23 protein-coding genes are annotated in these 26,233 nt (G+C 47.3%); 10 read left to right on the top strand and 13 right to left on the bottom strand.

Features of this window, described 5'->3' with window-relative positions; genetic code table 11:
• The first annotated feature begins 159 nt into the window (after positions 1 to 159).
• The 3 genes from IC229_RS22820 (at position 160) to IC229_RS22830 (ending at position 2,847) form a co-directional block, all read left to right on the top strand.
• Positions 160 to 681, top strand: a complete 522-nt coding sequence (locus IC229_RS22820; protein WP_190889341.1) for a GreA/GreB family elongation factor — start codon at positions 160 to 162, stop codon at positions 679 to 681.
• 197 nt (positions 682 to 878) lie between these two features.
• A complete protein-coding gene (locus IC229_RS22825) occupies positions 879 to 1,559 on the top strand; it encodes a hypothetical protein (RefSeq protein WP_190889342.1) in 681 nt (226 codons plus the stop codon).
• Between the two features lie 4 nt (positions 1,560 to 1,563).
• Positions 1,564 to 2,847 carry an ankyrin repeat domain-containing protein gene (locus tag IC229_RS22830; protein WP_190889343.1) on the top strand — a complete coding sequence of 428 codons (1,284 nt, stop codon included), beginning with the start codon at positions 1,564 to 1,566 and terminating at the stop codon, positions 2,845 to 2,847.
• Between the two features lie 121 nt (positions 2,848 to 2,968).
• Here the strand turns inward: IC229_RS22830 and IC229_RS22835 are convergent, their stop codons facing one another.
• The 4 genes from IC229_RS22835 to porQ all read right to left on the bottom strand — a co-directional run bounded on the left by IC229_RS22835 (position 2,969) and on the right by porQ (position 6,109).
• On the bottom strand, positions 2,969 to 3,175 hold the full coding sequence (locus IC229_RS22835) for a hypothetical protein (protein WP_190889344.1): 207 nt from the start codon (positions 3,173 to 3,175) through the stop codon (positions 2,969 to 2,971).
• A 23-nt stretch (positions 3,176 to 3,198) separates the two neighbouring features.
• On the bottom strand, positions 3,199 to 4,296 hold the full coding sequence (locus IC229_RS22840) for a DKNYY domain-containing protein (RefSeq protein WP_190889345.1): 1,098 nt from the start codon (positions 4,294 to 4,296) through the stop codon (positions 3,199 to 3,201).
• Between the two features lie 193 nt (positions 4,297 to 4,489).
• On the bottom strand, positions 4,490 to 5,038 hold the full coding sequence (locus IC229_RS22845) for a KdsC family phosphatase (protein WP_190889346.1): 549 nt from the start codon (positions 5,036 to 5,038) through the stop codon (positions 4,490 to 4,492).
• Positions 5,039 to 5,047: 9 nt separating this feature from the next.
• Positions 5,048 to 6,109 carry a type IX secretion system protein PorQ gene (gene porQ, locus IC229_RS22850; protein WP_190889347.1) on the bottom strand — a complete coding sequence of 354 codons (1,062 nt, stop codon included), beginning with the start codon at positions 6,107 to 6,109 and terminating at the stop codon, positions 5,048 to 5,050.
• Between the two features lie 261 nt (positions 6,110 to 6,370).
• On the opposite strand from porQ, the gene IC229_RS22855 reads away from it, so the two are divergent.
• Positions 6,371 to 6,820, top strand: a complete 450-nt coding sequence (locus tag IC229_RS22855) for a rhodanese-like domain-containing protein (RefSeq protein ID WP_190889348.1) — start codon at positions 6,371 to 6,373, stop codon at positions 6,818 to 6,820.
• Here the strand turns inward: IC229_RS22855 and IC229_RS22860 are convergent.
• The 4 genes from IC229_RS22860 to IC229_RS22875 form a co-directional block, all read right to left on the bottom strand.
• Positions 6,802 to 8,196 (bottom strand): APC family permease, encoded by a 1,395-nt coding sequence (locus tag IC229_RS22860; RefSeq protein ID WP_190889349.1) that lies wholly within the window; start codon positions 8,194 to 8,196, stop codon positions 6,802 to 6,804. The two genes, IC229_RS22855 and IC229_RS22860, sit on opposite strands and share 19 nt — an antisense overlap.
• Before the next feature lie 73 nt (positions 8,197 to 8,269).
• Positions 8,270 to 9,208 carry a heme-dependent oxidative N-demethylase family protein gene (locus tag IC229_RS22865; protein WP_190889350.1) on the bottom strand — a complete coding sequence of 313 codons (939 nt, stop codon included), beginning with the start codon at positions 9,206 to 9,208 and terminating at the stop codon, positions 8,270 to 8,272.
• Positions 9,209 to 9,322: 114 nt separating this feature from the next.
• Positions 9,323 to 10,393, bottom strand: a complete 1,071-nt coding sequence (locus tag IC229_RS22870) for a mandelate racemase/muconate lactonizing enzyme family protein (protein ID WP_190889351.1) — start codon at positions 10,391 to 10,393, stop codon at positions 9,323 to 9,325.
• Complete coding sequence (locus IC229_RS22875) at positions 10,383 to 11,447, bottom strand: DUF1611 domain-containing protein (RefSeq protein ID WP_190889352.1); 1,065 nt, start codon at positions 11,445 to 11,447, stop codon at positions 10,383 to 10,385. The genes IC229_RS22870 and IC229_RS22875 overlap by 11 nt, the downstream gene beginning before the upstream one ends.
• Positions 11,448 to 11,547: 100 nt before the next feature.
• Here IC229_RS22875 and IC229_RS22880 point away from each other — a divergent pair, with 100 nt between their 5' ends.
• Positions 11,548 to 14,076 carry a serine hydrolase gene (locus IC229_RS22880; RefSeq protein ID WP_190889353.1) on the top strand — a complete coding sequence of 843 codons (2,529 nt, stop codon included), beginning with the start codon at positions 11,548 to 11,550 and terminating at the stop codon, positions 14,074 to 14,076.
• A 248-nt stretch (positions 14,077 to 14,324) separates the two neighbouring features.
• On the opposite strand, the gene IC229_RS36160 is transcribed toward IC229_RS22880, so the two are convergent.
• The gene (locus tag IC229_RS36160; protein ID WP_190889354.1) at positions 14,325 to 14,489 is read right to left on the bottom strand and encodes a PIN domain-containing protein; all 165 of its coding nucleotides are present in this window, start codon (positions 14,487 to 14,489) and stop codon (positions 14,325 to 14,327) included.
• Between the two features lie 420 nt (positions 14,490 to 14,909).
• On the opposite strand from IC229_RS36160, the gene holA reads away from it, so the two are divergent.
• A complete protein-coding gene (gene holA / locus IC229_RS22890) occupies positions 14,910 to 15,944 on the top strand; it encodes a DNA polymerase III subunit delta (RefSeq protein ID WP_190889355.1) in 1,035 nt (344 codons plus the stop codon).
• A gap of 60 nt (positions 15,945 to 16,004) precedes the next feature.
• Here the strand turns inward: holA and IC229_RS22895 are convergent, their stop codons facing one another.
• Positions 16,005 to 16,403, bottom strand: coding sequence for a response regulator (locus IC229_RS22895; RefSeq protein ID WP_190889356.1), 399 nt, complete (start codon positions 16,401 to 16,403; stop codon positions 16,005 to 16,007).
• 440 nt (positions 16,404 to 16,843) lie between these two features.
• On the opposite strand from IC229_RS22895, the gene IC229_RS22900 reads away from it, so the two are divergent.
• Positions 16,844 to 17,218 (top strand): hypothetical protein, encoded by a 375-nt coding sequence (locus tag IC229_RS22900; protein WP_190889357.1) that lies wholly within the window; start codon positions 16,844 to 16,846, stop codon positions 17,216 to 17,218.
• Between the two features lie 262 nt (positions 17,219 to 17,480).
• Here IC229_RS22900 and IC229_RS22905 read toward each other — a convergent pair whose 3' ends face one another.
• Entirely contained in the window at positions 17,481 to 19,043 is a 1,563-nt protein-coding gene (locus IC229_RS22905; RefSeq protein ID WP_223834144.1) for a sodium:solute symporter family protein, read from the bottom strand.
• A 209-nt stretch (positions 19,044 to 19,252) separates the two neighbouring features.
• Positions 19,253 to 20,728, bottom strand: a complete 1,476-nt coding sequence (locus IC229_RS22910; protein WP_190889358.1) for an acyl-CoA synthetase — start codon at positions 20,726 to 20,728, stop codon at positions 19,253 to 19,255.
• Positions 20,729 to 21,100: 372 nt separating this feature from the next.
• Between IC229_RS22910 and IC229_RS22915 the strand changes: the two genes are divergently transcribed.
• Entirely contained in the window at positions 21,101 to 21,439 is a 339-nt protein-coding gene (locus tag IC229_RS22915) for a PadR family transcriptional regulator (protein ID WP_190889359.1), read from the top strand.
• On the top strand, positions 21,436 to 24,147 hold the full coding sequence (locus IC229_RS22920; protein WP_223834145.1) for an ABC transporter permease: 2,712 nt from the start codon (positions 21,436 to 21,438) through the stop codon (positions 24,145 to 24,147). Before IC229_RS22915 ends, IC229_RS22920 begins: the two co-directional genes overlap by 4 nt.
• A 73-nt stretch (positions 24,148 to 24,220) precedes the next feature.
• Here the strand turns inward: IC229_RS22920 and IC229_RS22925 are convergent, their stop codons facing one another.
• Positions 24,221 to 25,279: a hypothetical protein gene (locus tag IC229_RS22925; RefSeq protein WP_190889360.1), complete on the bottom strand. Its 1,059-nt coding sequence runs from the start codon at positions 25,277 to 25,279 to the stop codon at positions 24,221 to 24,223.
• Positions 25,280 to 25,628: 349 nt separating this feature from the next.
• Here IC229_RS22925 and IC229_RS22930 point away from each other — a divergent pair, with 349 nt between their 5' ends.
• On the top strand, positions 25,629 to 26,063 hold the full coding sequence (locus tag IC229_RS22930; RefSeq protein ID WP_190889361.1) for a hypothetical protein: 435 nt from the start codon (positions 25,629 to 25,631) through the stop codon (positions 26,061 to 26,063).
• Positions 26,064 to 26,233 lie beyond the last annotated feature (170 nt).

A 26,233-nucleotide genomic window follows, 5' to 3' on the forward strand; every position in this document is an offset into this window, starting at 1 on the left:
GGCCCCGCTGGGCTCCGTGTCTGCTTCGAGACAGCCGGAGCTCAGCGGGGCCAATGCTACGTTGCTCAAACTACCAGCCTCATCGTAGCAGAAACAATTCAACAGATGCCGCTGTTTTTCATTGGGGCTAAAACTAAATTAGTCTCTGTGAAGTAGACTATGAGCAGTGCTTTTTTAAAAAATGAAACGGCTGATGCGCCCGTCGTTATCCCGGCACGCGCCCCCTTGCCACCGGGTACACCCAACTACGTAACACCCCACGGGCTGGTGCTGTTACGCTCCGAGCTTACGGATTTAGAAACTAAACGCGCTCACTTACAAGCCACTGAGGTCGATGACGAGAATGAACGTAGTCGGCGGCTTGCCTGGCTTAATGGCAGTATCGCTAATCTGAATCAGCGTATTTCAAGCGCCAGGGTGGTCGACGCGCAGGAGCAAGATCGAATTCGCTTTGGGGCTACTGTTGGTTTGAGAATACAAACCGGGAAATTAGCTGGTACTGAACGTCAGTTCACGATTGTGGGAGTTGACCAGGCCAATGCTACACAGGGACTAATTGCGTTTACGGCTCCATTGGCGAAGACGCTGCAAGGTAAACGGATCGGAGAAACAGTGATGGTACCTTCTCTACAGGGAAAGGAACAAATGGAAGTAATAAGTATTCGGTATGGCATAGCCTAAAACTTAATTATCAACTTTTCTAACAAAGTTTGCTTGTCCCAATACCGCCGGTGCATTCTCCGGCTCCATTTATAAACCCATTGTAGCCGATTATAAATACCCAGACTACTCAGTCACAAAGCCCTTATTTTTGACGTACTGATACGTTCAAGGCGATACGCATCAGGTTAATATTACGTCAACTAAGTCGTACGTCTGTGCAACCGTTTAATCTGTTTTCCTACTTGCCGGCTTTGCTGTTGATCGGTGGTTTTTATTATATGACGTATCGAAACAGCCCCCAACACGCTACGTTGCTGCTCGTTGTTGTCGCGGTCTGTACAGGGATAAGTTACATTACACCCCGCGAAAAATTCACACTGGTTGGTCTTGCCTTAGGTATTATAGGTACTTTCGTTGTTATAATACAATCCAGAAATGTACGAGAGAAAAGTTTACAGAAGTGGTTCGTTGAAAAAGAGTTTCATTATATAAAATTTGGTCCAGTTGAAGCACTGTTTACTAGGCCGAGAATAGGAACAATAAACTACTATCCTTATAAAGGGGAGATAGTCACGGATCAACAGGAAATTCCCTGTATAATAGCGTTACGTTATAGTTATTCAACCAGTGGTAAAACGCCTAGTATTATAGCTGATATCTCTTATTATTTTACAGAGCCTACGGATCTTAATTTGATAGAGAGAAAATTTCTCAATGCCAGAGAAAATACACCCCATACAAATTTATGGAAAAGCCACCTGCGCTTTTTCGATTTAAAAGATTGTGAAATTTTCAGACCCGCTCAAGGCGGCATTGTTGTAAGTTGGCGCGTTCCCGATAGCGTTGAAGGATATACTGATCGGTATGAATGGATAATAAATGCATTACAAAAATAAGCTTATGAATACTTCATCTGGCACATTACAAGACAGTATCAATTTCTTATTCTGGCTTATTATTTACGTACCGTTAAATATATTTTTAATGGTAATGGCAGCTTTATTTTTCAGCCTGATTAACAAACTCTTGCAACTAAACTTTCCTGTTTGGGCGTTAGCTGTTGGCGCTGCTTTACTGGTATTTGTAGTTATGGCTAGTCTGCTCACAACCAGTACAACCAATCAAACATTCTATTATATAGTTACACTGGCAATTAATCTGCTTGTTGCAGTATTGATGTTAACGGTAACAGGCATTACAAATCTCATTTTCAGAAATGTATCAGCAGTCGATTTCAGCTTTGGGAAGCCGCAAATTATTACGCTCTGCTTATACGGGTTCGTAACCGCTTTTTTTGCAGCAATTCCCCTGTTCAGTCAGGGCAGCGATTACCTAAACGACGTTCAGAATGAAAAACAACTAGCAAAATTAAAGAAGGTAATCGATGAAAACGATATAGAAACCTTTACGGAGATTCGTGAGGAAAATTACGAACTCTATAAAGTGAATTTACCGGGTGAACAGAGGCCACTTATCGAATATTTAGTTGCCGCCGATAAAACAGAGATGGTACATGTCTTGACAAACCATAGTCGGGAATATTTCACCTACTCACTGCGGTGGCCTATAAAAAGTATGGCAATGGTTGACATGCTGATTACAGATGGCATGAATCCAAATAAAATTATTAATGAACTATCATTAATTAATCAAATTGAATTAATAAAAAAAGTAGTAAATAAATATCACCCTGATTTTACTACTTCAGTGAGTTTTATTACGGAGAATCTGCTAAAACACAATAATATAGATCTACTCGATTTTTTATTAATACATGGATTGGCAGCTGACGAAGCTCAGAGCCAAGATACTATCTATTGGCTTGCCGATAAAAATGATATTGAGTCTATAAAATTATTAATAAAGAAAGGTTTCAAACTGAACACACATGATTGTCGGCTACCGTATCTGGCTATCAGTTCCCATAATTTATCGTTTCTGAAATTTCTATTTACTTATCCGTTCGACGTAAATGCCACCTGCGATGAATATACCAATCTGGAAACGTCAATCATTAGTAATGATATGGCTATTTTCGATTTTTTACTTAGCAGAAATCCGGATATAAACACAGTACACGTAACAAAATTGAATGGCGAAACGAATGCACTACGTATCGCCGAACGATATAACCAGACCGAGATGCTGGAGAAACTAAAACAGTACGCACATTCGGTTAATTAACATTAATAGGATTTTCTTATAAAGAACTATACCTCGTAGAGATGAAATCTTTATAGAAAATAGTATTTTGGTTCTCCTTGTCTACGGCATTTTACAGAAAAGTTCTGATTAGCATCAATTTTCACAATGAATTTTTGGCCCATAGGTAGCCAATAATAAATGCTATTACAAAGCCAATCGGTCCGTAGATAAAAATGCTGGTCATGCTAGCCTCTACCCCTCTATCGTGGCCATTAGACGATAATTTGCCGATCAGGAAATAACTCAGCAAGGCTAAGAGAACGTAGCCAGCAATACCTGTGAGCAGACCTATTCCAAAATATTTCATCGTTTTTTGAGTTTGTACCAGCATTATTGCTCAAGAACAACAGGAGTTCCTTCTTCATAGGAATGCCTTTTATCCGCAGCATCCCGGTCGGCTTCATTCTGCACGAGCCTGAACGTAGCAGCATCCGCCCCGACCAGTACGTTGCCTCGGTAATAGACTCGCTTTTCGTCAGTTGCATAGCCACCTTCAAGCACCCGGAATGCCTGTACCAGGCCGTCTTTTATGGGTTTTTCCTGAAAAAAAACGGTTTGTTTATCCTGCGCGTAGTCATCTGTTAGCAACCGAAACGTCGATTTATCCGCGTTTTTCAACAGGTTTTCGTGGTAGTAGATCCGGCTGGTATCAGAAGCATAATTAATCGTATTGTCATCCCACTGTTTGAACGTAGCGGGATCGGCAAATGGCAACGGTTTGCCCCGATAATAAGCGTGAACATTGTCTTTAGCGTAGTACATGCCCAACACCGCAAAAGAAGAAGGGTCAGCTTTCTCGATAGGACGTATTCCCGCCGATTCCAAACCATCCAGAGTAGTCCAGGCGTAATAAACCTGATGTTGATCCTTCGCGAAATTTTTATTCAGTACTTCAAACGAAGAACCATTACTTCCCGGAACCTGCTTTAAGTTGAAATACCCGATCTGATTATCCCTTCCAAACTCATAGTCAAGCACTTCAAAGGAAGCCACATCCTTCACCGGGAAGCCGATTCCTTTATAATAGCCGCGCACCGCATCTCTTCCATAATCATACGTCAGAACCTGAAACGAGTTGACATCAGCAGAGGGAACCCGATTTATTGTATTCCGGCGCTTCGTTTCGAACAACTTGAAGTCGATGTAATTGTCGCAATAGAATACGGATGTGCGGTCTTTGCCATAATGTTCATCCAGGGCCAAAAATGTTGCACCATCAGCGCTATCTACCGTAATACCCCGATAATAAACCTGACGTTTATCACGGGCAAAAACATCATTCAGGATGTCGAATGATGCATAGTCTGCATTACTGATGGGTTCTTCCTTAAAATAGACAACGCCATTTTTTTTCTGGTAACTGGAGTTTTTGCATGACCCCAGAAACCATAATCCTAAAAGTGACAGAATAAGTCGAAATAACTTCATTTTCAGCGTAAAGCATCCATCCACAGGTTGCTTTTCAACTCAAATCTACAGCAATCCCGATAGCTCCGCTACTGCTGGTTAATGGCTAGCTATTATTAGGGGATAATGAGTCCATTTATCCCGTTATCTGGCGATGATTTGCGCCAGACAAGGCCTCAACAGCCGGAGCCTGTTGAGGCCTTGTCTGGTAAACTTACTGCTCCTGCCCGTCGTCCGATACGTCGGTTGGACCGGCGAGATTTCCGGCCTGTTTAGCGTCGATAATGAGTTCGGCCAATTCACGAAAACAGCCTTCTCCCCCTTTGGTTTCGCAGCAGTAATCGACGATGGCTTTGTTGAAACGCGTAGCGTCAGCCGGACAGGCAGCCAATCCGACCGCCTGTAGAATCTCCAGATCGTTCACATCGTCGCCGATAAACGCTACCTCCGATGCGGTCAGGCCAGTACGTTCCAGGATGGAATTCAACAGGGTTAGTTTGTCTTTTATGCCCAGATGGAGTTGGGTAATTTTTAGTTTGGCGGCACGCGTTACTACCGAAGGCGAAGTTTCGCCGGTAACAATTCCCACATCAACGCCTACCAATACCCGCAAACGCTCAACAGCCATCCCATCGCGGATATTGAATTTCTTGAAAATCTCGCCGTTTTCGCCGTAATACACACCCGCGTCAGTCAAAACGCCATCGCAGTCGGTTAGCAGGAGTTTAATACGAGACGCTTTTTCCTGTAAAGGTCGATTCATGTTTCCAGATTATTTTTTCATCAGCCGATCCAGATCGATACGTAGCGATAACTGACTGGTGCCCGCCGTCGGAACCGATGAGAAACGGCCATACGTTAACTGAAAACCCTTCGCCTGCACCGACGCTCCGAACGATATACCCGGCCCGATACCGCCCGATGCCAGCTTACCTTCCTGCCGTTTCAGGTGATTATAGCCAACAAGTAAATGCACGTTTCGATGGATAAGTAATTCAGCACCAACGCTTAAATGGCGGGCTATTTTTTCCACAACGCCGGTCGTTGGGAGAATCGGATTTCCGTTGAGATCGTAGCGGGTATTCAAATTGGGATCGTTATACGTAATATCGTACCGGTAGATGTGGTGCGCTGTCAGCGTCAGGCGAATGGGGGCATGTTTAGGCTTCAACGTAACACCTGCCTGCAAATCGAACGGCAAACTGGCCATCGCAGCTGTACGATCCAGGGAACCGTAATTTTTAAGCAGATAACCAACATTCCTGGCAACCAGGCCAAATGTCAGGTCTTTTTTCGGATGCCGCCACACCCCACCCAAATCGGCCAGCAACCCAAACGCCGAATACGTTTCTATCGACGAACCCACCGCTTTGAACGTAGCACCGAGCGTGAAATTACCTTCCGTACGGGCATAGGTCAGGCTCAGCGCGTAGTCGTTGACGGTGAACGTACCGAGTGCATTCCCTGCTGGATCGGTCTGCGCAAACTCCCCATAATTCAGGTATTGCGCACCAACGGCCCATCCTACCCGTCTGTCTGTAGATTTCTGTCTGGAGGGCAATCCGTATTGCAGCGTATAATATTTGGCGGCCGCCAGATAAGGCATCAGGCTGATAGAAAGGTCATTACTACGTATTGAATCGGCCAGAGCGGGGTTGTTTAAATGATAGGCGCCATCGGGGCTAATTGCCGTCGCTACCTGCCCGCCCAAAGCAGCTACACGGGCGTGGGTAGGTAAGTCGAGAAACGAAAACACCCGTTGTCCGCCAAACGGTTGAGCAACCACCCAACATGGACACAGCAAGAACAGGTAAAAAAAAGCTCGGACTTTCAAGCGGATGTCAGGCGCGGTTTAGTACAAAGAAAGCCAATTTCGGGTATCGTAAACGCATTAATCTCAATAGAAAGGAACAATCGGGTTGTTCCATCGACCTTTTCTACGATTATCTAACGTAGTACAGGGGCATTCCAGCCTGTTCGCTTCATTTTTAATATTGCAGGAACGTAGCGCCTATTGATTGAGCCTTGTTTATCCTGGCTAGGGTGCTCGTTTTCCAATTATGAAAAAGCCTTGATTGTCCGTAAGTTTGTTACTATGAACTGGAAAAAATCGCCTTATTCCTTCGTCCTGACCCTCCTCATTCTTTGCGCCGGGCTAACTTATTTTGGCTGGCATCGGGCTGAACCCTGGAGCCCTGAGCAACTTCTCGACCCAGCGGATTTAGCGGCAGCCATCGCAGGACCTAAAGCCGAACAACCGCTTATCATCAGCATCGGTCCGGCGGCTTCCATCAAATCGTCGGTGGGCGTTGGTCCGGCGGGGGAAGCCGAAAACCTGGCCAAGCTGGAAAAGTTACTCAGTAAAGAATCCAAAGACCGGCAAATTGTGATTTACTGCGGCTGCTGCCCCTTCAAAAATTGCCCGAATGTTCGGCCGGCATTTACGAAACTCAACGAGCTTGGTTTTAAAAATCACAAGCTGCTGAATCTCGCCAAAAACCTCAAAACCGACTGGATCGACAAGGGTTATCCGGTGGTGGAGTGAGTTTCGGAACTTTCTGCATCAGACGTAGCATCGATACTGTTTTTCCGCCAGAACCAGTAAAACGGCAATCCTGTGGCAATCAGGGCGAGACCTGTGAGTGCTTCACGAGGTTGGTTGATGAGCGTCATTCCCACCAGCAACGCGCAGAAACAGGCGAAAAAAGCGGGGATTAGCGGGTAACCTATTACGCGATAGGGACGTAGCAAATCAGGCTGTTTGATACGTAGCAGTATGACACCTACTGCTGTAGCGCCGTAAAAAATAAACGACGCAAATACCAGCATATCAGTCAATTGATCGAAACTACCCGACCAAACCAGTACAATCGACCAGCCACTTTGTAGCATAATGGCAACCGAAGGTGTTTTATGGCGTGGATGAATGACGGCCGCTGCTTTAAAAAACAGGCCGTCACGCGCCATTGCATAAAAAAGCCGGGCGGGCATCAGAATCGATGCATTAGTTGAATTGGACGTAGTGATCAGGATCAATACCGAAATAAACGTAGCACCCGCCCAGCCAGCCGCCTGACGTATCACGTCAACAGCCGCGATTTTTCCGGGCATACCCGCCAACTGAATCAGTCCATCGATGGGCGTTACGTACACATACACGACATTCAGCAGTACGTAGATACCAACAACGATGCTGGTGCCGATGCTTAGGGCAATCGGTAGATTTCGTTGGGGCTGTTTGATTTCTTCGCCGATATACCCAATCTGATTCCAGCCTTCGTACCCCCAGAAAGCTCCCAGCGACGCTATCACCAATGAACCTAGTAAACTACTCCGTTCATTGGTCCCGATCGGCGGAACCGAATGGGTCAGATTCGATAGACTTCCTGACTCAGCAGAAAAACCCAGCCAGGCAATTACAGCTACTGCCACAAATACAATGTAGATGAGTGCTCGACTGAACCCTTCTGCGAACGTAATGCCCCAGTAATTGAGTGAACTCAGAAACAGAATGAGCAACGTAGCGATGACTTTGACAATCAACTCGGCAGACTCGCCCGGCACGTCGATCAACGCCAGAAGCGACTGCCCGAAAATGTGCGCCAGTGCCGCAATAGTGGCCGTTCGCATGACGGCAAATGCGCCCCAACCATACAGAAAGGCAAACAGTTTTCCGTACACTTTCTTGAAGTAAACGTACTCCCCACCCGACTGCGGAAACATCCCCGCCATTTCGGCGTAAGTCAGCGCTCCCGTCAGGCTAACAATCCCTGCAACGACCCAACAACCCACCACCAGCAAGGGTGAACCGAGTTCAGCGGCCATAGGCGCCACTTTTTTGAACACACCCGAACCAATAATTCCGCTCACCACAAGCAGAATAGCAGAACGAGTATCTAAGGCGCGGCTAAGATGGGCCATACGAGTTGATAGTTTTTTAGTTAGTGCATCCAATCTATCGATACGTAACTCTGTTAATACTGTCGACCAGCGACTAATGACTATCGACTGAAGACTGGCGACTACCCAAATACATCTGTAAAGCAGGCATAAAGGCTGTCATATTTTTGTAATCCAGCATGGCTGTGGGCGTTGTACTGAAAACCCGCGCCATTCGATACGCCCGTTCCGGGTCGGCGGCTTCGTCAGCTAGTCGGTTTTGGTACGTATGTATACCGAACAAAACAGCTCCTGAATGCGGTAATCGCGTGAGTGTCTGACGTTCGATACGTACGTAAAGCTGCTCACCGATTGTGTCGGGCGTTAACGTAGGAAGCTGTTCAATAAGCTGTTGTTTCAGCGCTGGCGTATGGCGGCTGGTCATATCGAGCTGATTGCTGATTTTCACGCTCCAGTTGGTCCGCCAGACAGGTCGACCGATGGGTAAACGAGCCATAAATGTCTGTGCGGCACGTAGCATCGGCTCGACGATAGACGTTATTGGAGCGTGAATCTCCCAGAACGACAGGCCAATTTTTTCGTCCAGACTCCAGTCGTTGGCGAAACAAAGTTGCCCGGCTACCAACGTAGCATCGTCACCCGCAAGCAGAATCAAATCTTCCTGAACTTGTCGGCCAACCCAATCGAGCGGCTCCAGTGGTAGCGTTGTTTCGTCACCGAACATAAAGGTTGTTTCTTCGTCTAGCAGATGGTTTTTCCAATGCCAGCACGTACCATCCTGACGTAATGAAAACGATTCAGGAGAAACCCGGGCCAGATTTTGCAGTACCAAATCCAGCACTTCCCATTGCGCCGTTACGTTGCCAGGCAGTGCCTGGTAGTAATAGTCAGGCAGTTCCTTCAGAAGTTGGCGTTTCAGTGTTACGTCCGCTACGTAGTTTGCATCGATTTCAACCAGTCGGTCACTTTCCAACAGGGGTGTCGTCCCCATTTTATCATTATATCGCTGACCAAAAGGGAAGTACGGAAGCATAAGTAACGTGAATAATGGGTAGTAAATTTTTGTCATCCTTCCCTCATCAGGATGACAAAAATTTATTGTAATGATTTGACAATAAACACCTTATTCGCCCCCCTCAGATTCACGTCACTCAAGCCGACTCAATCCCAGGCCCGCTCCGGCGGTTGGGCGCATGAAGCCATTTTCTACCACGAAACCACCAGATACAATATCTTCGGCCAGTTCGAAACTACCGTCGAGATCGATGTAGCGCGTGTGCGGGCAGGCAAAGGCTGCGTGCAGGGCTGCTGTGATGCTTACCCGACTCTCGTCGTTACATCCCCAAAATAGCGAAATTCCGGCGGCTTCGGCAATGGTAGCCATGTCCAACGCTGCCCGAATACCGCCACACTTCATCAGCTTGATATTATAAATCCCAAACGGCTGCGGTTGCTGGGCGAGTTGTAAAGCCGCTTTTGGGCCTTTCAGCGATTCGTCGGCGGCTAACCGTTTCCGAATAGCATCAGGTAAACGTAGCAAATCTTCTTCCTGACCAACCAGTAACGGCTGTTCAATTAACTCAACGGCGGCTTCAGCAGTAGCTTCCTGAAAAAGCGCTAAATCAGTGAGCGAATAGCCCTGGTTGGCGTCGACACGAATCGTCATAGTATGTCGATACGTTTCCCGAAGCTTGATGATACGTTCACTATCTTCCGCTACGTTCAGGCCCGTTTTTACTTTCAACACCCGAAATCCCTGCTCATAATAGCCAGCTGCTTCGGCCAACGTATCGGCTACGTTCATGATGCCAATTGTGACCGATGTTGGTAACGAATGGATTTTCTGTCCATAAAACTGTACGATTGGAATGCCCAAATATTGCCCGAACGAATCGTGCAGGGCAATATCCAGCGCGGCCAACGTACCAGGTGCTTTCGCAAATTGCTGACGTCCCTCCCGAATCAAGCCCTGAAAAAGCCGGATATCTTTCCCCACCAAACTACTCACCCATTCGCCCTGTAAATTTTGCAACGCCTGCTCCGGCGACTCACCAACCACTTCTGGCGACGGATTAGCGGCCCCCAATCCAACCATTCCGTTGTCGAGCTCAATTTCCAGAAACACGTTTTCAACGTCAGATGTGGTCTGATACGCAATCGTGTAGGGCTTGGTAAGTGCCAGATTTCTCAGGTAAGTCCGAATCGATTTAATCCGCATGGGACGTAGTGATTATAGATTGAATGACAGGCACTACCGCGTCGACACCCTGCTGTAACGGCAGCAAAACCGCAATTCCTAACGTTTCGGAATACGTTTTCTGATACATTACAGCTTCTTCCAGTGTACAATCTTCCGTATTGATTGCCAGCGCAATAACCTCTGAACCATACGCCCGAATCAGCGCAATCTCCGACTCGACGGACGGAATTTCTCCCCAGGCGGGGTCATGGTCGTAATACGTACGTTTGGGCGCGTGAACCAGCACTACGTAGCGCGCATTTCCCGACACCAGAAACTCCGAACCACAGGGACCGCTGGGATTACGTAGAGCGGCTTGTCCTTCAATGAGTAGTACGTCGGCGTGCGTTTCTCGCCAGCACGTAACGAGCGCGTTTTCCAACTCGCCCGACACAAAATCGTTTACCGTCGAATCAACAATGAAGCCATATTGGCCACCTTGTAGCCAGCCCGTTTGTCCGGTATAAATCAGCTGCGCATTTAGTCCATGCCGTCCACAAGCTTCCCGAATCAGGCGAGCGGTAGTACGTTTGCCTAACGCGCAGTCGGTACCAATAACTGCGATAATGGGAGCCCTAATCTGTTTCACCTCGCCCGTCCAGAAATGCAGTTCGTGGCGGGGTTTGGGGCGCCGAACGTCAATAAGCTGGACGCCCTGTTTCTCAGCCAACGCAACCATATCGGGTTTATCATTCAGGAAATCGTGCAAGCCGTTGACGACAGATAAGCCCCGTTCCAGGCATTCTTTCAGCGTTTCAAGCAGGGTTGGCGGCAAAATTCCACCGTTTGTGGCAATGGCCACAATGGCATATGAAACAGATTCAACCTGCGCGAGTGCTACATCAACCGACGCAAAGACTGGAATCTGACGTGATTTTCCGTCCAGTACTTCGCCCGCATCCTGACCCGCCGTTGGTGCGTCGACCACGCCAACCACTGTATATCGTTCTGTTCCACGAATCAGCCCGTGAGCCGTCTTGGCATTGGGCGTACTTAAAAGGCCGTCTGTGAGCAAAATCGCCCGATTTGTCATAAATAAGTAACGTAACAGCTATGTTTTACGGTAATATGGCGATTGTCGCCAAAACTATTACACGTAACGGCTATATTGGGCTGATTTTTCTGCCTGACCCATGCACCCACCTCGGCTTTACGTAATCACTATCTTCCTCATTTTCATCTGGTTTCGCGGGACTTCCCAGTCTATTACGTCACCGCTGGATTCGCGCCTGAAAACCCTCGACTCGACACTGACCGTATTACATAATCAGGCAATGTTCAATGGCGTTGTGCTGGTGGCCGAACAGGGAAAAGTTCGCTACCAGAAAGCGTTGGGAATTGCCAGTATCACCAACAACGTACCACTAACAACTCAATCTGCATTCAACCTGGCTTCTGTGTCGAAGCAGTTCATTGCGATGATGATCATGCAGTTGCAGGAGCAGGGCAAACTAAAGTATGATGAACCCGTCCAGACGTATTTGCACCATTTTCCGTACACGGCTATTTCTGTACGGGATTTGCTGAATCATACGTCGGGCCTGCCCGAGTATTTCGATCTGGCGCAGAAATACCTCGGCCCGCTCGATACGCTCACCAACGATGGACTCGTGCAATTACTGAATCAGCACAAACCAGCGCCCGTTTTTCAGCCCGGCGATAAATGGGCGTATTGCAATACGGGCTACGTAGTGCTGGGGGCCATCATCGCCAAGGTGAGTGGTATGCCCGTCGAAACGTTTTTCGACCAGAATATCGTGCGCCCTTTGAAGCTAAAAAACACATATATCTATTACCACAAGAGTAAAACGGTTCCGCATAATCGCGTTTATGGTTTCCGGCGGGAGAATGGCCGGAACGTAGCAGACGACCTGATTCGGCTGGATGGCGTGGTGGGCGATGGAAATGTGTATTCATCCGCCGAAGACCTGCTGATTTGGGCACAGTCCCTTTCTACCGGAAAACTGGTGAAGGAATTTACGATAAAAGAAGCGTTTATGCCCGTCAAACTAAATGATGGTACTACGTATCCCTACGGCTTCGGCTGGATGATTGAGGAGAACGGGAACGTACTGATGCACACGGGCGGCTGGGTCGGTTTTCGAACGTTAATCATTCGCTACGTCGACAGGAAACAAACGCTGATTATGCTGGCAAATGGCGGAAATGCGGCAGGACGGATTGCCCGCGATATTCTGGACGGAAAACCGGTGCAACTTCCCCAGACACAGCTTATTAGTAATGTAAGAGTTATCGACGGTACCGGAACGCCCGCCCGAAAAGCTGCCGTTCGACTACGTAATGATCGCATCTGGGAAGTCGGTACGTTGACGCCATTCAAGAATGAATCCGTTTTTGATGGAAAAGGAATGGTATTGTCTCCCGGTTTTATCGACAGCCACAGCCACCACGACCTGAACGCACAACCTGACGCCTTACCGGCTGTGAGTCAGGGCATAACTACCATTGTGGTTGGCCAGGATGGTGGTGGTTTATTGATGGATACGTTGCAATCCCGCTTGAAGCGCCAACCCGTTGCTATTAACGTAGCAAGTTATACCGGTCACGCTATGCTACGTCAGAAAGCGATGGGTGCTAATGGGCTTTATCGCACCGCCAAAGCTGATGAAGTTGAGCAAATGAAAACGCTGCTACGTAGCGAAATGCACAATGGTGCGCTGGGTTTATCGACGGGGCTGGAGTATGAGTCGTCTTTCTTTTCCAATCGCGATGAGGTGCTTCAACTGGCGCAGGTGGCCGCCGATTCGGGAGGACGATACATCAGCCACATTCGCAGTGAGGATATTACGTTGGATGAAGCTGTGGATGAGATTATTCAGATTGGTCGTCAAACAAAAATGCCGGTACAGATTTCGCACTTAAAAATTGCGTTACGTTCCAAATGGGGGCAATCGCAGCGGCTGCTGGCTTTGCTCGAAGAAGCTCGCTCGGAAGGTGTAAAAATTACAGCAGACTGCTATCCTTACGATTACTGGATGTCGACGCTACGTGTCCTGTTTCCGAAACGTGACTATACCAACCCGGTCAGCGCCGAATTTGCTGTCAATCAATTATTTGACCCATCACAATCAGTGCTGGTACGTTACGCGGCTAATCCAGCTTACGCCGGAAAATCGGTTGGCGACGTAGCGAAACTACGTAACGAAAAGCCTGCCCAAACGCTGATGAATCTGGTGGCCGAAGCGTCGGACTTTGGCCAGAAAAATCCCGACGTTTCGGGCGTGGAGGGAATTATGGGGAAATCGATGAGCGAAACTGACGTCAGGGATTTTCTGACCTGGCCGCACACCAACATCTGCTCCGACGGTGCCAACGATGGGCATCCGCGCGGATATGGCGCTTTTACACGCGTGCTGGCCCGCTACGTCCGCGACCAGCGATTAATGACGCTCGAAACGGCCATCCAGAAAATGACGAGCCTTTCAGCAGAACACCTCGGTTTAAAAAACCGGGGTATCGTTACGTCGGGCTATTTCGCGGATCTGGTTTTATTCAATCCAGACACCGTACTAGATAAGGCACGTATCGGCGATAATAAAGCTTTGTCTACAGGAATTGAAGCAGTTTGGGTAGCGGGGAAATTAGTGTATCAGGGCCAGAAAACTACAGGTGTACGGCCCGGTACGTTGCTTCGGCGGTGATTGCGTATGGCAATTCCCTTCACAAATTATCAAGTAGCTCGTGCAGATTTATTTGATTAAAGTGCCTACGATTTAGCGTATCTAAAGGTAGGTCATTAGCTACGGCTGTTGCAGCAATAAAAAGGTCAGCTTTATCGATTGACTTTTGCTGTTTTTAAATCGTGCAGCATATCAACTGCTATAGGGGCGGCTTTGCCATCAAATGGGAAAACAAGAATTTCAGAAAGCAATTCATTCCAAAATGGCAGTTAGGCTGGGATTGCCCCGCTATACACTTCAAATTCTGTTACACTTGAAATGGCAAGCTGTTCAAACTGCTCTGAAAGGTAGACAAGTCTAGTTCTGGCTTTATCTGTCTTTCGGAAAAAATCGATTAATACGTTGGTATCAACCATTACTATTCTGTCCGCCATTCATCAATCGATTTGCGGGTTTGCTCAACAATTTTTATCTGCTCATCAGTATAGACAGGGCCGTTAAGCAGGATTTGTGTCAATCGCGATTGTTTTTTCACCGATTTCTTTTCGCTGTCCAATTCTTTTTGAAGCCTGACTTTCTGAGCTGGCGAACAATTGTCAAGATTTCCTGAAACGGTATGTGTACTTTTAATTCCATAGCCAAATGTACTGCTTTAACTCAATACGTGGATTGCCATTAGCTTCCTGTCAATTTTGCAGCTGGCAAACGTAGCTAGAATTTCCGATAAGCTCAACGTAACTCCAATTCGATACGTAACAAATGGCGAGCAATCTTTACTTTTGCGGCTGGCTTTTGGTTGTCACTACGTAGGGAACCTGGACTCTGAAACTTGATACCTGAAATACTTTTTTGTTTTGATTGCTGCTGTTGACGCCCTGCTGAAAGATATCCGCAACAAGCGGATTGCTCCCGTTTATCTCATTCACGGTGACGAACCGTTTTACCTCGACCGTATTGCCGACGAACTCGAAAAAGTGGCCGTGCCAGTAGCTGAACGTGGTTTTAATCAGTTTGTGCTATTTGGTAAAGATACCGATGCGGGTGCCGTATTGAACTACGCCCGGCGCTATCCATTTATGGCTGAGCGGCAGTTGGTACTGGTAAAAGAAGCACAACAAATGAGCGGAATCAACGACAAGTCAGCGCAGACGCTATTGGAAGATTACGCCCTGAATCCGTTGTCGAGCACGATTCTGATGTTGTGCTACGTCAAAGAAGAAGGCAAACCGGGTCTCGATGAGCGAAAATCCTGGGTGAAGGCGTTTGGCGCCAAAGGGAAATTGCTGGGTGTTAAAAAACTCTACGACAACAAAATTCCGGATTGGGTAGGTGAATACTGCCGCGAGCAAGGAGCGAAAATCAGTCCGAAAGCCTGCCAGCTCCTGGCCGATCATATTGGCAACGACCTACGTCGCATGGCGGGCGAAATAGACAAGATGTTGATTAATATGCACGTTGGCGAGGAGATTTCAGCGGCAACCGTAGAGCGGTTGGTAGGTATCAGCAAGGAATACAACGTATTTGAATTGCAGAAAGCGCTAACTCAGCGGGAACTCGTGAAAGCCAATCAGATTGTCGATTATTTTGGGCGTAATCCAAAAGATAATCCGCTGGTTGTTATTCTGGCGCAGTTATTCAGCTATTTCAGTAAAGTGCTGCTCGTGCAGGCGTCGAAAGATCAGAGTGAGAAGGGATTGGCTCCATTACTGGGTGTGAATCCGTTTTTTGTGAAAGATTACCTGACAGCCGCCCGTACTTTCCCGCTCCCCAAAGTCGTGTCTATCATTCATTCGATACGTCAGGCCGATGCACGTAGTAAAGGCATCGACGCCCCGTCCATGAGTGAGAGCGATATTCTCCGCGAACTCGTTTTCGACGTATTGCATTAAGTTAATAGTCGATAGTCATCAGCCTATAGGAACCTAATGACTATCGACTACACCTGACTTTCAGTTAGTTGGCACTAACTTAATCAACTCGAACCAGTAGCGACAGAAAACATCCATCCGGGCAAATATATCCTGTTTCATGACGCAGGAATTTGCTCCTGACTGGTAGAAATGCATCGTATCTTCTTCGGATAACGTACCAGCCCACACGACTATTGGAATATGCTGCCAGCCTGGATTAGCTCGTAATTGACGTAATAACTCCTGCCCATTCATGATGGGCATCTGCGAATCGACCATAATTAGGTCTGGGCGCATACCTTCCATTAATTTCTGGATAATTCCAGTACCATTCCAGACGTGTGTCAGTTTTACGGAAGCGTTATGGCCATGCAGGTATTTAGTCAGGAGTAAAACATCATCGTCATCATCATCAGCAATTAGTAGATTGTATTCCATACGCACACCGCTTCAGCCCCAAGGCGTAGATAAATAAGTAAATCCACAACAGGTGGTTTGATGCCTATGCTGACCAGACAGTAAGCATCCTTTCCTAGTAAGTGCAAAGGCTCATATATTGTTTAAAAAATCGCTCATTTTTCTCTTCACAATCGAAAATGAGTGCTGTATCTATCTAATTTTCAGGCACCAGCTATCCTGCTTTTTTCACAGTTTATTATCTCATTTCAGCATCTGGTCAATTCTGGATTTCGCGCGGCCTGCTTCTCCTTCTATTTTTGTCCGCAAGTGAACAAAGTTTGTCCAGTTACGGACAGTGTTGAGAAACGACACAAAACATAAGACTCTGACTATCAACACCAATTAAGAACTGGCACAGGCTTTGGAACACACAGATCATCACAGTAAACAACATCTTAAACCATCAAACACACACAATCATGTTACCAGTAATCAGTAAAGTTGCCGCTTCTATTCTCCTGAGTGCTTCTACCCTTTTCAACCCTACTACGCCGAAAACGCTCTCGTTTGGCGCCAGTGCTTACGTAACTGTCAATCACGAAATTCGGGTGGCGGTTGAAAAATCGACCGACGTATCAGTTGTTGTCCTGTTACGTGACAAAAACAACGACGTGCTTTATCGGCAGAATTTGGGCAAGAAAGAATCCAGATTTGCCATGAAACTGAATGTTGATCAGTTGGCCGATGGCGTGTACGAATTGGAAGTAAAATCCAGCGAAGGCAGCATCCGTAAGCAGTTAAATCTGTCGACAGAAGCAGCTAAACAAGTTACCCGTAGTATTGCCCTGCAATAAGCAGACTTTATAGGTTGAGTAAATACTAAAGCCTGACGTTTGTTAGGCTTTAGTATTGAGGAGTCTGCGAGTTGACGTTACGTGCCCGGGTAAAGCCAAAAATTTCACGGTCGTTTTGTTACTTTTTCGGGCTGCTACGTCAAAAGAATAGTAACTACGACTACCTAACCTATAAAAATTTCAAGCCCGACTAAATCAGCCGGGCTTTTTTATTAACGTAGTAAGTATAGATTCTAAATAGACAACCTACAATCATTTGTGACTATTTCTTTACCTGACTTAGCAACGTAGCACCGAGGACAGGTTCAGTATCAAATACAGTATTCAGGTGCGCTGCGGTAGGTTTGCGATGGGCCGTGAGCAGACTTACTACTACGTAGGCGGCAAAGGAAGCCAGAAAAGCCGGAAACACTTCATGAATATCGCTCAGTCCTTCGAAGCGGCTCCGAACGCCGAAACGCCAGACGATATTGACAATAATCCCGGCCAGCATGGAGCTTACAGCCCCCAAATCGGTGCCCCATCGAAAATAGAGCCCACCGAAGATCGTCGGGAAGAAACTTGCTACGTATACGGAGCCAGCAAATGCCGATAGCTCAACAACATCGGCCGGTGGGAATATTGTGAAATAATACACAATGATGCAGTACAGCAACATGGCGATCTTCGTGCGGGGAATGATACGTTCGGCGGGCATGGGTTTCCAGACATTCCAGATATCTTTCACCAACGTAGTGCCCACGACCAGCGTCACCGACGCCAGCGCAGCCATGCCAGCCGCAAAAAGCCCCATCAGGCAAATACCGCTGATGAGCGGATTATTGAATTTTTTCAGCATAAACCCCACTACTTCATCGGTATTATTGATGAGTTGAGCGGCTTCCTCAGCAGTTACCATGCCGTGTACAAGTGCACCCAGGCCCATCACGCAAACCAGCGAAATACCCATGAAAATGGGCGTCCAGGTCATGGCGAACTTCATCCCGGCCTTATCCTTAACCGTGTAGAAGCGAATGAGGAGTTTCGGTTCAGATATCTGTTTCATCCCAATCGACAGACCGATACCTACGATATACGTGAACGAGGTCAGTTGTCCGAACGTAACGAGACCGTTGCCGATAGGCGTTCCCTTTTTCGATACGTGCTCAACAAAAGCGATTTTAGTCATCAGTGCGTCGTAGCCACCCACGTAGATGAATGGCAGTGAGAGCATCACCATCGCGACAATAAACATCAGAATCCCCTGAACGGCGTCGGTCCACATAATGCCGTACATGCCTCCCGCAATGGTGTAAAAGCACGTAAAAAACAGCATGAAGGCGGCTCCATAAGCGTAGGGAATGTCAAGAAGTGAGTGAAGTAAGTGCGCGCAGCCTTTGGCGATACCCGTCATGTACCAGACCGTCGCAAACAGAATGATTACGGCCGATAAGACCCGAATGCTGCGTGAAAGTCCACTTTGGTAACGTAACTGGAAATAATCAGGCACGGTAAACGACTTGAGTCGGATACTCTGATTGCGCATCCGGGGGCCTAAAATCTGCCAGGAAATAATGCAGAAAACCGCCCAGAAAACGCCTACCCAGGTCCATGACAAACCATACCGAAACGACTCACCCGCTTGCCCAATGTAGGTATTCGTGCTGACGAAGGTGGAAAAGAAGGCTAACGAAACAACCCAGCCCGGTATCCGTCGGTTGGCAACGTAGTACTCCCCTACGGTTTTGCCCGCCTGTCGTTGCAGGTACCAGCCAAACGTAATCAGCAGAATCAGGTAAACCACCATGCAAAGCAGCACGGTAGCATGTTCGGAGAAGTAAGCCATAGAAGGTTTGGTTAATGATGATCGATAAGTGATGAACGATGAGTGGGCTGGCGCATTAGTTTTTTACTCATCGTTCATCACTTATCGATCATCGTTTTTCAACGCTCATCGTCCTTTACGTCGATGTTTATGAATTGCACGACAATGGCATTCACTACCATGATGACAATAATGAACCAATAGGGAAAAGCAGTCAGGAAATCCATAGCTCAGAAATATTGTTTCAGGTCGTTTTTGGTCACTTTACCCATCGCATTACGAGGAAGTTCGGTCACAATTCGATAATGACGCGGCACCTTATAGGCTGCCATCTGCGTGCGCATCCACTGGTTTAGTGCGGCCAAATCAATTTCTTCAGCAGGAACCAGAACTGCCGCTACAATTTCTCCCCATTCTTCATCGGGCAGCGCAATTACCCCACAATCGGCGATGGCCGGATGTGTTCGGAGAACTTCCTCGATTTCGAGCGCCGATAGCTTATAACCACCCGATTTGATAATGTCGATTGAACTACGTCCCAGAATTTTATAGCTTCCTTCGTCAACTACTGCTACGTCGCCGGTACGGAACCAACCGTCGTCGGTAAAGGCATCCTGCGTCGCTTGTGGGCGATTCCAGTATTCGCGGAATACCGTAGCTCCTTTCACCTGAATTTCGCCGGGTTGCCCTTCTTCAACCAATTCGTCCTGCTCATCGACCAACCGAACTCCGACACCCGGCAGCGGTTGGCCGATATGGCCAGGAACTCGTTTTCCACGGTAAGGATTGCTGATGGCCATCCCGATTTCGGTCATACCGTACCGTTCGAGTAAGGTATGACCGCTGACCCGTTCCCATTTTTCCATGACCGTGACGGGTAATGCCGCCGAACCCGACACCATCAACCGGAAGTCGCGCATTGTTTCTGTAAGTATCTGTTGTTCAGCTTCGGGTAGCGATTCCCAATAGGCAATCAGCTTAAAATAAATGGTCGGCACCGCCATAAACAGGTTGATACGTCCTCGCTGAAAAGCAGCGAATACAGCGGCCGGCGAAAACTCAGGGAGAAATTCACAACAAGCACCAGCCCAGAGCGCACAACCGATTACGTTGACGATGCCATGCACATGATGTAACGGCAACACGCACAGAATATGATCGGCAGGTTGCCATTCCCAAGCCTTAATCAGCGTTGTCATTTGTGCCTCCAGATTGGCGTGCGTACTGACAACGCCTTTGGGCAGACTAGTGGTACCACTGGTGTAAAGAATCATCGCCCCTCGCGTGGGGTCAACATTTGGCAAATCACCCGATGAATTGGCTTCCGGTAACCCCAATTCAATAAAACGTATCGTCCGGGTTTCGAGAATGGGACGTAGCAGCGAAGCATATCGAGCCGATGCCACGACAATCTCGGCAGACGTATCGTCGATAACGTACTGCAACGAAGCGGGTGGATACGTAATACAGAGTGGCACCGCAATGCCTCCCGCCCGCCAGATACCCCATTGCACGTTAACATACTCGAAGCCAGGCTCTACCATAAACGCTACGCGGGTTTCGGACAAATCAGCCCGACCATTCAGAAGTTGGCGACTGAACTGTTCTGATGACTCAAGTAATTGCGCATAAGTATGAGACTGGCCGTTTGCCAAAATAGCGGTAATAGTTGGGTGACGATGCGCCTGTTGCACTAGGTTGATCATAGTGCTAAAAGGGAAAGCCGTCGTCCTGTTACCCTATTGGGTAAAGTATTAGCTGGTACGTTATTTCGCTAATAAAGAACCTGTTTAAATTTTTCCTTACCGCAATTTTTGTCATCCTGACGAAGGAAGGATCTTAATGTTTCCTAGCACTCAAGTGAAGATACTTTAAGATCCTTCCTTCTTCAGGATGACAAAAAGTAACTACCCATAATTCACGTTTGTTTATTGTCCTTCAGTGGACAGTAGTTGTCCATTTGTGGACATTTTCACTGTAGGGCTTTTTTAAAGTTTCCCTTTTATGTCTGTTTTGGGCAGATTAATTAACTTGGCAGAAGATTTGTACGTAATAATATAAACTAATCACCTGAAACCATGCGCCGGACGTATCTGGGGGAATTAGAGGAGATTGTGCTGTTAATGGTGGCTATTCTGGATGGCGATGGTTACGGTGTGACCATCAGTCAGGCAATTGAAGAACATACGGGTCGGATCGTTGTCTTCGGTTCGATCCATAATACGCTTATTCGGCTGGAAGAGAAGGGTTTTGTGCGATCGGAACTGGGCGGGGCAACGGCAGAACGAGGTGGTCGACGCAAGCGACTGTTTCGGATCACAGGACTAGGGAGCCGGGCGTTGCAGGAAATCCAGCAACTGCGGCAGGAACTGTGGCAACTGGTACCACCGGTGTCCCTTCGGCTCAGCGGACTATGAATAAGTCTCATCCAAATCCACCCCGCTGGGCACACTGGCTACTCACCAAACTTCACCCCAGTGATACGTTGGAAGAAGTGGCGGGCGATCTGGACGAGTTGTATACGTACTGGTACCATCGGGCAGGCCCATCCCAGGCCCTGCTACGTTACCTGTTCAACGTAGCGTCGGTACTATCGCCTTTTGTGCGCCGAAGACGACGTCAGCAAACGTATCATCAATCACCATCAATCCTGCATCCGGTTATGCTACGTAATTATCTTTTCATTGCCTGGCGAAACAGCACGCGTAACAAACTGTATTTTCTCATCAATCATGCAGGACTCGCTATCGGTATGACCGCCTGCATCTTCATGGTGGAGTACGCGAATTTTGAATTAAGCTACGATACGTTCAACCAACAGGCCGGAGACCTTTACCGAGTCGTGAATGATCGATATCAGGATGGCAAACGGGTGCAGCATAGCCCTATGACATATTCTGCCGTTGGTCAGGCAATGCGGCATGAGTTTCCGGAAGTCATCAATCATACCCGCGTAGCACCTTTAGCATCACGTATTTTAATTGCCGACGATCAAAAGATGGGTAAGCAAAACGGTATGGCCGTCGATCCGTCTTTTTTTGGAATGTTTTCTTATCAGCTAATAGCGGGTAATCGGGATTTGGTGCTGAGAGAGCCGGATGAGATTATTCTGTCAGAATCCTGCGCCCGAAAACTCTTTCCCGATGTCGGCAGCAACGTAGCATCATTAATTGGCCGGCTGGTTAATCTGGAACGTAGTGCTGTTCCTTATAAACTAACGGGTATTTGTTATGATGTTCCGGACAATTCTCACCTCCAATTTGATTTTCTGGTTGCCTATTCATCGCTTTATCGTGGTGGTAATCGATACTGGAAATCTGCCGATTCCAGTTTCACGGAATCCTATTTCTACCATTATATCCAGTTAAAACCCGGTAGTGATCCTAAAAGGCTTGAGGCTCAGTTGCCCGGATTCAGCCAGCGTTATTTTAGAGGTAACAAAGTCACGGGCAGCACTGAAAAGTTCTCTCTTCAGCCATTGCTAAAAGCTCATCTTTATTCTGATTTTGGGGCCGAAATTGGGAAAACGGGCAACGCCACTATCGTTTGGGGAGCATTGCTCAGCGCCCTCCTGATTCTTAGTATCGCCTGGATCAATTACATCAATCTTGCAACGGCCCGAGCCGTGGAGCGCGCCAAAGAGGTTGGAATACGTAAATCGTCTGGAGCGACCAGAACACAGTTGGTTTTCCAGTTTTTTTCGGAATCGCTGCTATCCAACTTTCTTTCGATGCTCCTGGCGGCTGGCCTGATTTACTTCGTCCAGGCTCGTTTTAACGAACTCGTTCAGCGCAATCTATCGATCCACTACGTATTTGGGGAAGGCTTGCAGAGCAACAGTGTTACGTTCGGGTTGTTACTGATAATCCTCTCAGGTATCTGTATTGCCGGCTTCTATCCAGCGTTGGTGCTGTCTTCGTTTAAACCCGTTGACGTACTAAAAGGGAAATTCAGTACGTCATCTCGAGGAGTTATTTTACGGAAAGCCCTGGTTAGTGGGCAGTTTGCAGTGACTATTGCCTTGGTAGCCGGGTCGATTATCATCTACCAGCAAATGCGGTATGCCGCTCAGAAACCGCTTGGGCTTACACTTTCTCAAGTACTAGTTATTAGCCCTCCACAACTTTTAGAGAACGATTCCAGCTTCATTACCAGATCCCGAAGTTTCAAAGAAGAACTGAAAAATCTGGTTCATGTCAAAGCGGCCACCAATTCCGGCCGGATTCCGGGAGAAGACCTGCATCGAATGTTTGATGTACACCGCCCAGATAAGCTTTCTTCCCCACGCTTTGCTGTAAACAACATGAGTATTGGGGAAGACTTCCTTGACCTCTATGACATTAAGCTACTGGCGGGTCGGAATTTTCGATCCACTGATTATAACGAGGATTTAAGCAAAGTCCGAACGACGTTACTCAATGAGTCAGCCGCTAAATTATTCGGCTTTCCAACAGCCAGCGAAGCCGTCGGGAAATCGATTATCCTGTACGAAAGGCCGTATGAAATCGTCGGTGTTACGCACGACTTCCATCAAAAGTCAATTCATCACCCGGTAGAACCCGTCGTGATGATGCCTAACTACAGCTTGTATAATCCTATATCGGTGAAGGTTGAGCCAAACGAGCTAACTACCACACTGGCAGCCATCAGGCAGGTCTATGACCGTTTTTTTCCGGGTAATGTATTTGCCTACCGCTTTCTGGACGATCAATTCAACGAACAGTACAACGCCGACCGCGTGGTGGGCAAGGTATTCGCCCTTTTCGCGGGTTTGGCAGTGCTCATTGCTGCGCTTGGCCTGCTGGGCTTATCCTGGCTGGCTACCCGCCAGCGAACCAGGGAGATTGGTGTTCGTAAAGTGCTGGGAGCTTCTGTCCAAAACATCGTCTTACTATTGTCCGGAGATTTTTTAGGACTGATTCTCATTGCTTTCCTAGTTGCGGTTCCGGTGGCCTGGTTCGTCATGCAACGTTGGCTGACGGGTTTTGCCTACCGCATTTCGATCAATGCCTGGGTATTTGTCGCGGCCGGAGGATTGGCGCTCCTGATTGCCCTGATTACCATCGGTTACCAAACCCTGAAAGCAGCCAACGCAAATCCGGTTAAAAGCCTACGGTCGGAGTAAAGTTGCTACCTTATTACGTTGGTTGAATCATTTATTAAATCAGGAAAGGCCCACAAACCTAAAGAAGAACCGTTTACTTTTGGGGCTTTTGGGAAACGGCTCGTTGCAATACGTCGAAGGGATAAGGCAAAGTCTTTCCAAAGAATTGAGATTGCCAATTTGGGACCAGACGATCGATCAGCAGAAAAAGGACCAGGCCTTCCTCCTGTACCCACGAGTCTGTGCGTTGCACCAGCCAGTACAACGTCTGATGAGCCGGTTGATCCCGAGGAGCATTCGCCATCGTCACCTGGTATTGAACCCACATGGCAGACCCTTCCAACGAAAGGAAAATATCGTCGAGGTACGTGTAGCCCAGTTTGTCACCGGTAAAAAATTGCCCCTTACGTTGCTTCATCAATGTCAGTCCTTTCGTTATTTCCCGACGACAGGAATCCATGTTGGCGGCCATATAAGCGTTCCAAAAGTGCTGTTTTTCGGCTGTGAACAGCTTCTTATAGGCTTCGTTTTTCTCAAATAGGCGTTCAATCAGGTTGTCGTCCAGGTTTTCGGGTAATTTGTACTTTTTCTGGATATCCAGCAACTGTGGTAATACAAAAGGGAGTTGTCGTGTATGCGTCAGCTCATGGCTGTTTATCCCAAGGAATAATAAGTCCAGAAAACCAGCCTGATCGGCAGGGGCCAATTTGCGAAAAAACGAGGGTAGCGGAGCCATAAAAAAACTTTTTCGGTACTCGTCGTACGGCATGGTAACGGCTGGACGAGGAACCACACTGATAGGATCTCGGCCTGGAACCCATACCGACCCGGCGTGAGCCATTAAAATAACCCGATAAGACTGACTGCCAAACTGAATAGGTAGCTGTTTTATAGCCGAAGGTGGCAATAGATTTGTATCCGGATTAATATGAAAGGCACGGGTGCTGTCGTAAAAAATAATCCAGGGTAAAGGTTGGGGGTTTATTAGCAGGTGTTTGGTACATACGGTTTCCCAGTTCTTTAAAACGGTTTGTATCCAGTTGGCATTGGATTGGCCAATTGAACGATTTAATTCGGCTGGTTGATTAGGCTGAGCCGCTGATATATACCCGATCAGGAAAAAAGTTGTAGCCAGTATAATCCTCAGAATCATAGCAATAGGCTTTAATAGTGTTGGGTAAGGTAAGTTATTCAATTGGTCGATTCCAACCTAACAACGTACTAATGAATATCTTCCATAACTGGAATTGAATTCGGTGGAGCTTTCAAAACGAGTTTATAGCCATCCGGGTCGGTCAGTTCACGCCCCTACCCCGACGAGCTGCCTTTACTACTGACTCGATATCGAAGCACAGCTGTTCTAACTTTCATAGTAAAAAATACCGTTTGTCCCGATAAATATCCCTTTATCACTTTTAAATATTATACAAGCTACATGGTTTTGCATAGTAGCTTGTATATCCTTATAATTGACCGTATTTTCGTTAAAATCTAAAATGGTCATGAAAAATCTGATTTTTTTAATCGCTCTTCTACTGTCCAAACTCACACTCAGTTTTGGACAGTGTGATAAAGATGTTACGTTAACTAGTTCAAAAACAGAGTATCTCGACGGTTCAGGGACGGTTCATCGAACGGATGATGAAGAGAGCACGATTGCCATCAACAAAACGCAGATAACGATCACACCCGGCAATCCTGATCGTAAAATGGTTGGAACGATTCAGTCTACTACCTGTAACTGGCCAACGGCCTATCAAGAGGGAAAAACCGTCATCAAAGTCGTTTTTCAGGGGCCATCCGATGCTCCGCGTCACGCTACGATGACCATAGAAGGCAAAGCTGGAAAGATTACGTTCCTGATGGAAATAGACGAAATGCCCGATAAAAAAATCCGTGTCAACGTGACTAGCTTCAAGGAAACCAAAAAAGAATAACGCTACGTCGCGGGCTTTTGATTGAGGCTGCTTAAACTTTTATTCGAGAACGGTTTTTGTTATCCTGACGCAGCCGGGCCCGCAACGGCGGACCGCGCCGGAGCGGAAGGATGACAAAAAAAGGGACAACTATCTAATAATCAGTTTATTAATTTATTAAATACTCATAA

Source organism: Spirosoma profusum (assembly GCF_014699005.1).
GTDB lineage: Bacteria > Bacteroidota > Bacteroidia > Cytophagales > Spirosomataceae > Spirosoma > Spirosoma profusum.

Coding starts and splice junctions, on each gene's coding strand:
- IC229_RS22820 (WP_190889341.1), top strand. CDS start 160: ATGAGCAGTGCTTTTTTAAAAAATGAAACGGCTGATGCGCCCGTCGTT.
- IC229_RS22830 (WP_190889343.1), top strand. CDS start 1,564: ATGAATACTTCATCTGGCACATTACAAGACAGTATCAATTTCTTATTC.
- IC229_RS22835 (WP_190889344.1), bottom strand. CDS start 3,175: ATGAAATATTTTGGAATAGGTCTGCTCACAGGTATTGCTGGCTACGTT.
- IC229_RS22840 (WP_190889345.1), bottom strand. CDS start 4,296: ATGAAGTTATTTCGACTTATTCTGTCACTTTTAGGATTATGGTTTCTG.
- IC229_RS22845 (WP_190889346.1), bottom strand. CDS start 5,038: ATGAATCGACCTTTACAGGAAAAAGCGTCTCGTATTAAACTCCTGCTA.
- IC229_RS22855 (WP_190889348.1), top strand. CDS start 6,371: ATGAACTGGAAAAAATCGCCTTATTCCTTCGTCCTGACCCTCCTCATT.
- IC229_RS22860 (WP_190889349.1), bottom strand. CDS start 8,196: ATGGCCCATCTTAGCCGCGCCTTAGATACTCGTTCTGCTATTCTGCTT.
- IC229_RS22865 (WP_190889350.1), bottom strand. CDS start 9,208: ATGCTTCCGTACTTCCCTTTTGGTCAGCGATATAATGATAAAATGGGG.
- IC229_RS22870 (WP_190889351.1), bottom strand. CDS start 10,393: ATGCGGATTAAATCGATTCGGACTTACCTGAGAAATCTGGCACTTACC.
- IC229_RS22875 (WP_190889352.1), bottom strand. CDS start 11,447: ATGACAAATCGGGCGATTTTGCTCACAGACGGCCTTTTAAGTACGCCC.
- IC229_RS22880 (WP_190889353.1), top strand. CDS start 11,548: ATGCACCCACCTCGGCTTTACGTAATCACTATCTTCCTCATTTTCATC.
- IC229_RS36160 (WP_190889354.1), bottom strand. CDS start 14,489: ATGGCGGACAGAATAGTAATGGTTGATACCAACGTATTAATCGATTTT.
- IC229_RS22895 (WP_190889356.1), bottom strand. CDS start 16,403: ATGGAATACAATCTACTAATTGCTGATGATGATGACGATGATGTTTTA.
- IC229_RS22900 (WP_190889357.1), top strand. CDS start 16,844: ATGTTACCAGTAATCAGTAAAGTTGCCGCTTCTATTCTCCTGAGTGCT.
- IC229_RS22905 (WP_223834144.1), bottom strand. CDS start 19,043: ATGGCTTACTTCTCCGAACATGCTACCGTGCTGCTTTGCATGGTGGTT.
- IC229_RS22910 (WP_190889358.1), bottom strand. CDS start 20,728: ATGATCAACCTAGTGCAACAGGCGCATCGTCACCCAACTATTACCGCT.
- IC229_RS22915 (WP_190889359.1), top strand. CDS start 21,101: ATGCGCCGGACGTATCTGGGGGAATTAGAGGAGATTGTGCTGTTAATG.
- IC229_RS22920 (WP_223834145.1), top strand. CDS start 21,436: ATGAATAAGTCTCATCCAAATCCACCCCGCTGGGCACACTGGCTACTC.
- IC229_RS22925 (WP_190889360.1), bottom strand. CDS start 25,279: ATGATTCTGAGGATTATACTGGCTACAACTTTTTTCCTGATCGGGTAT.
- IC229_RS22930 (WP_190889361.1), top strand. CDS start 25,629: ATGAAAAATCTGATTTTTTTAATCGCTCTTCTACTGTCCAAACTCACA.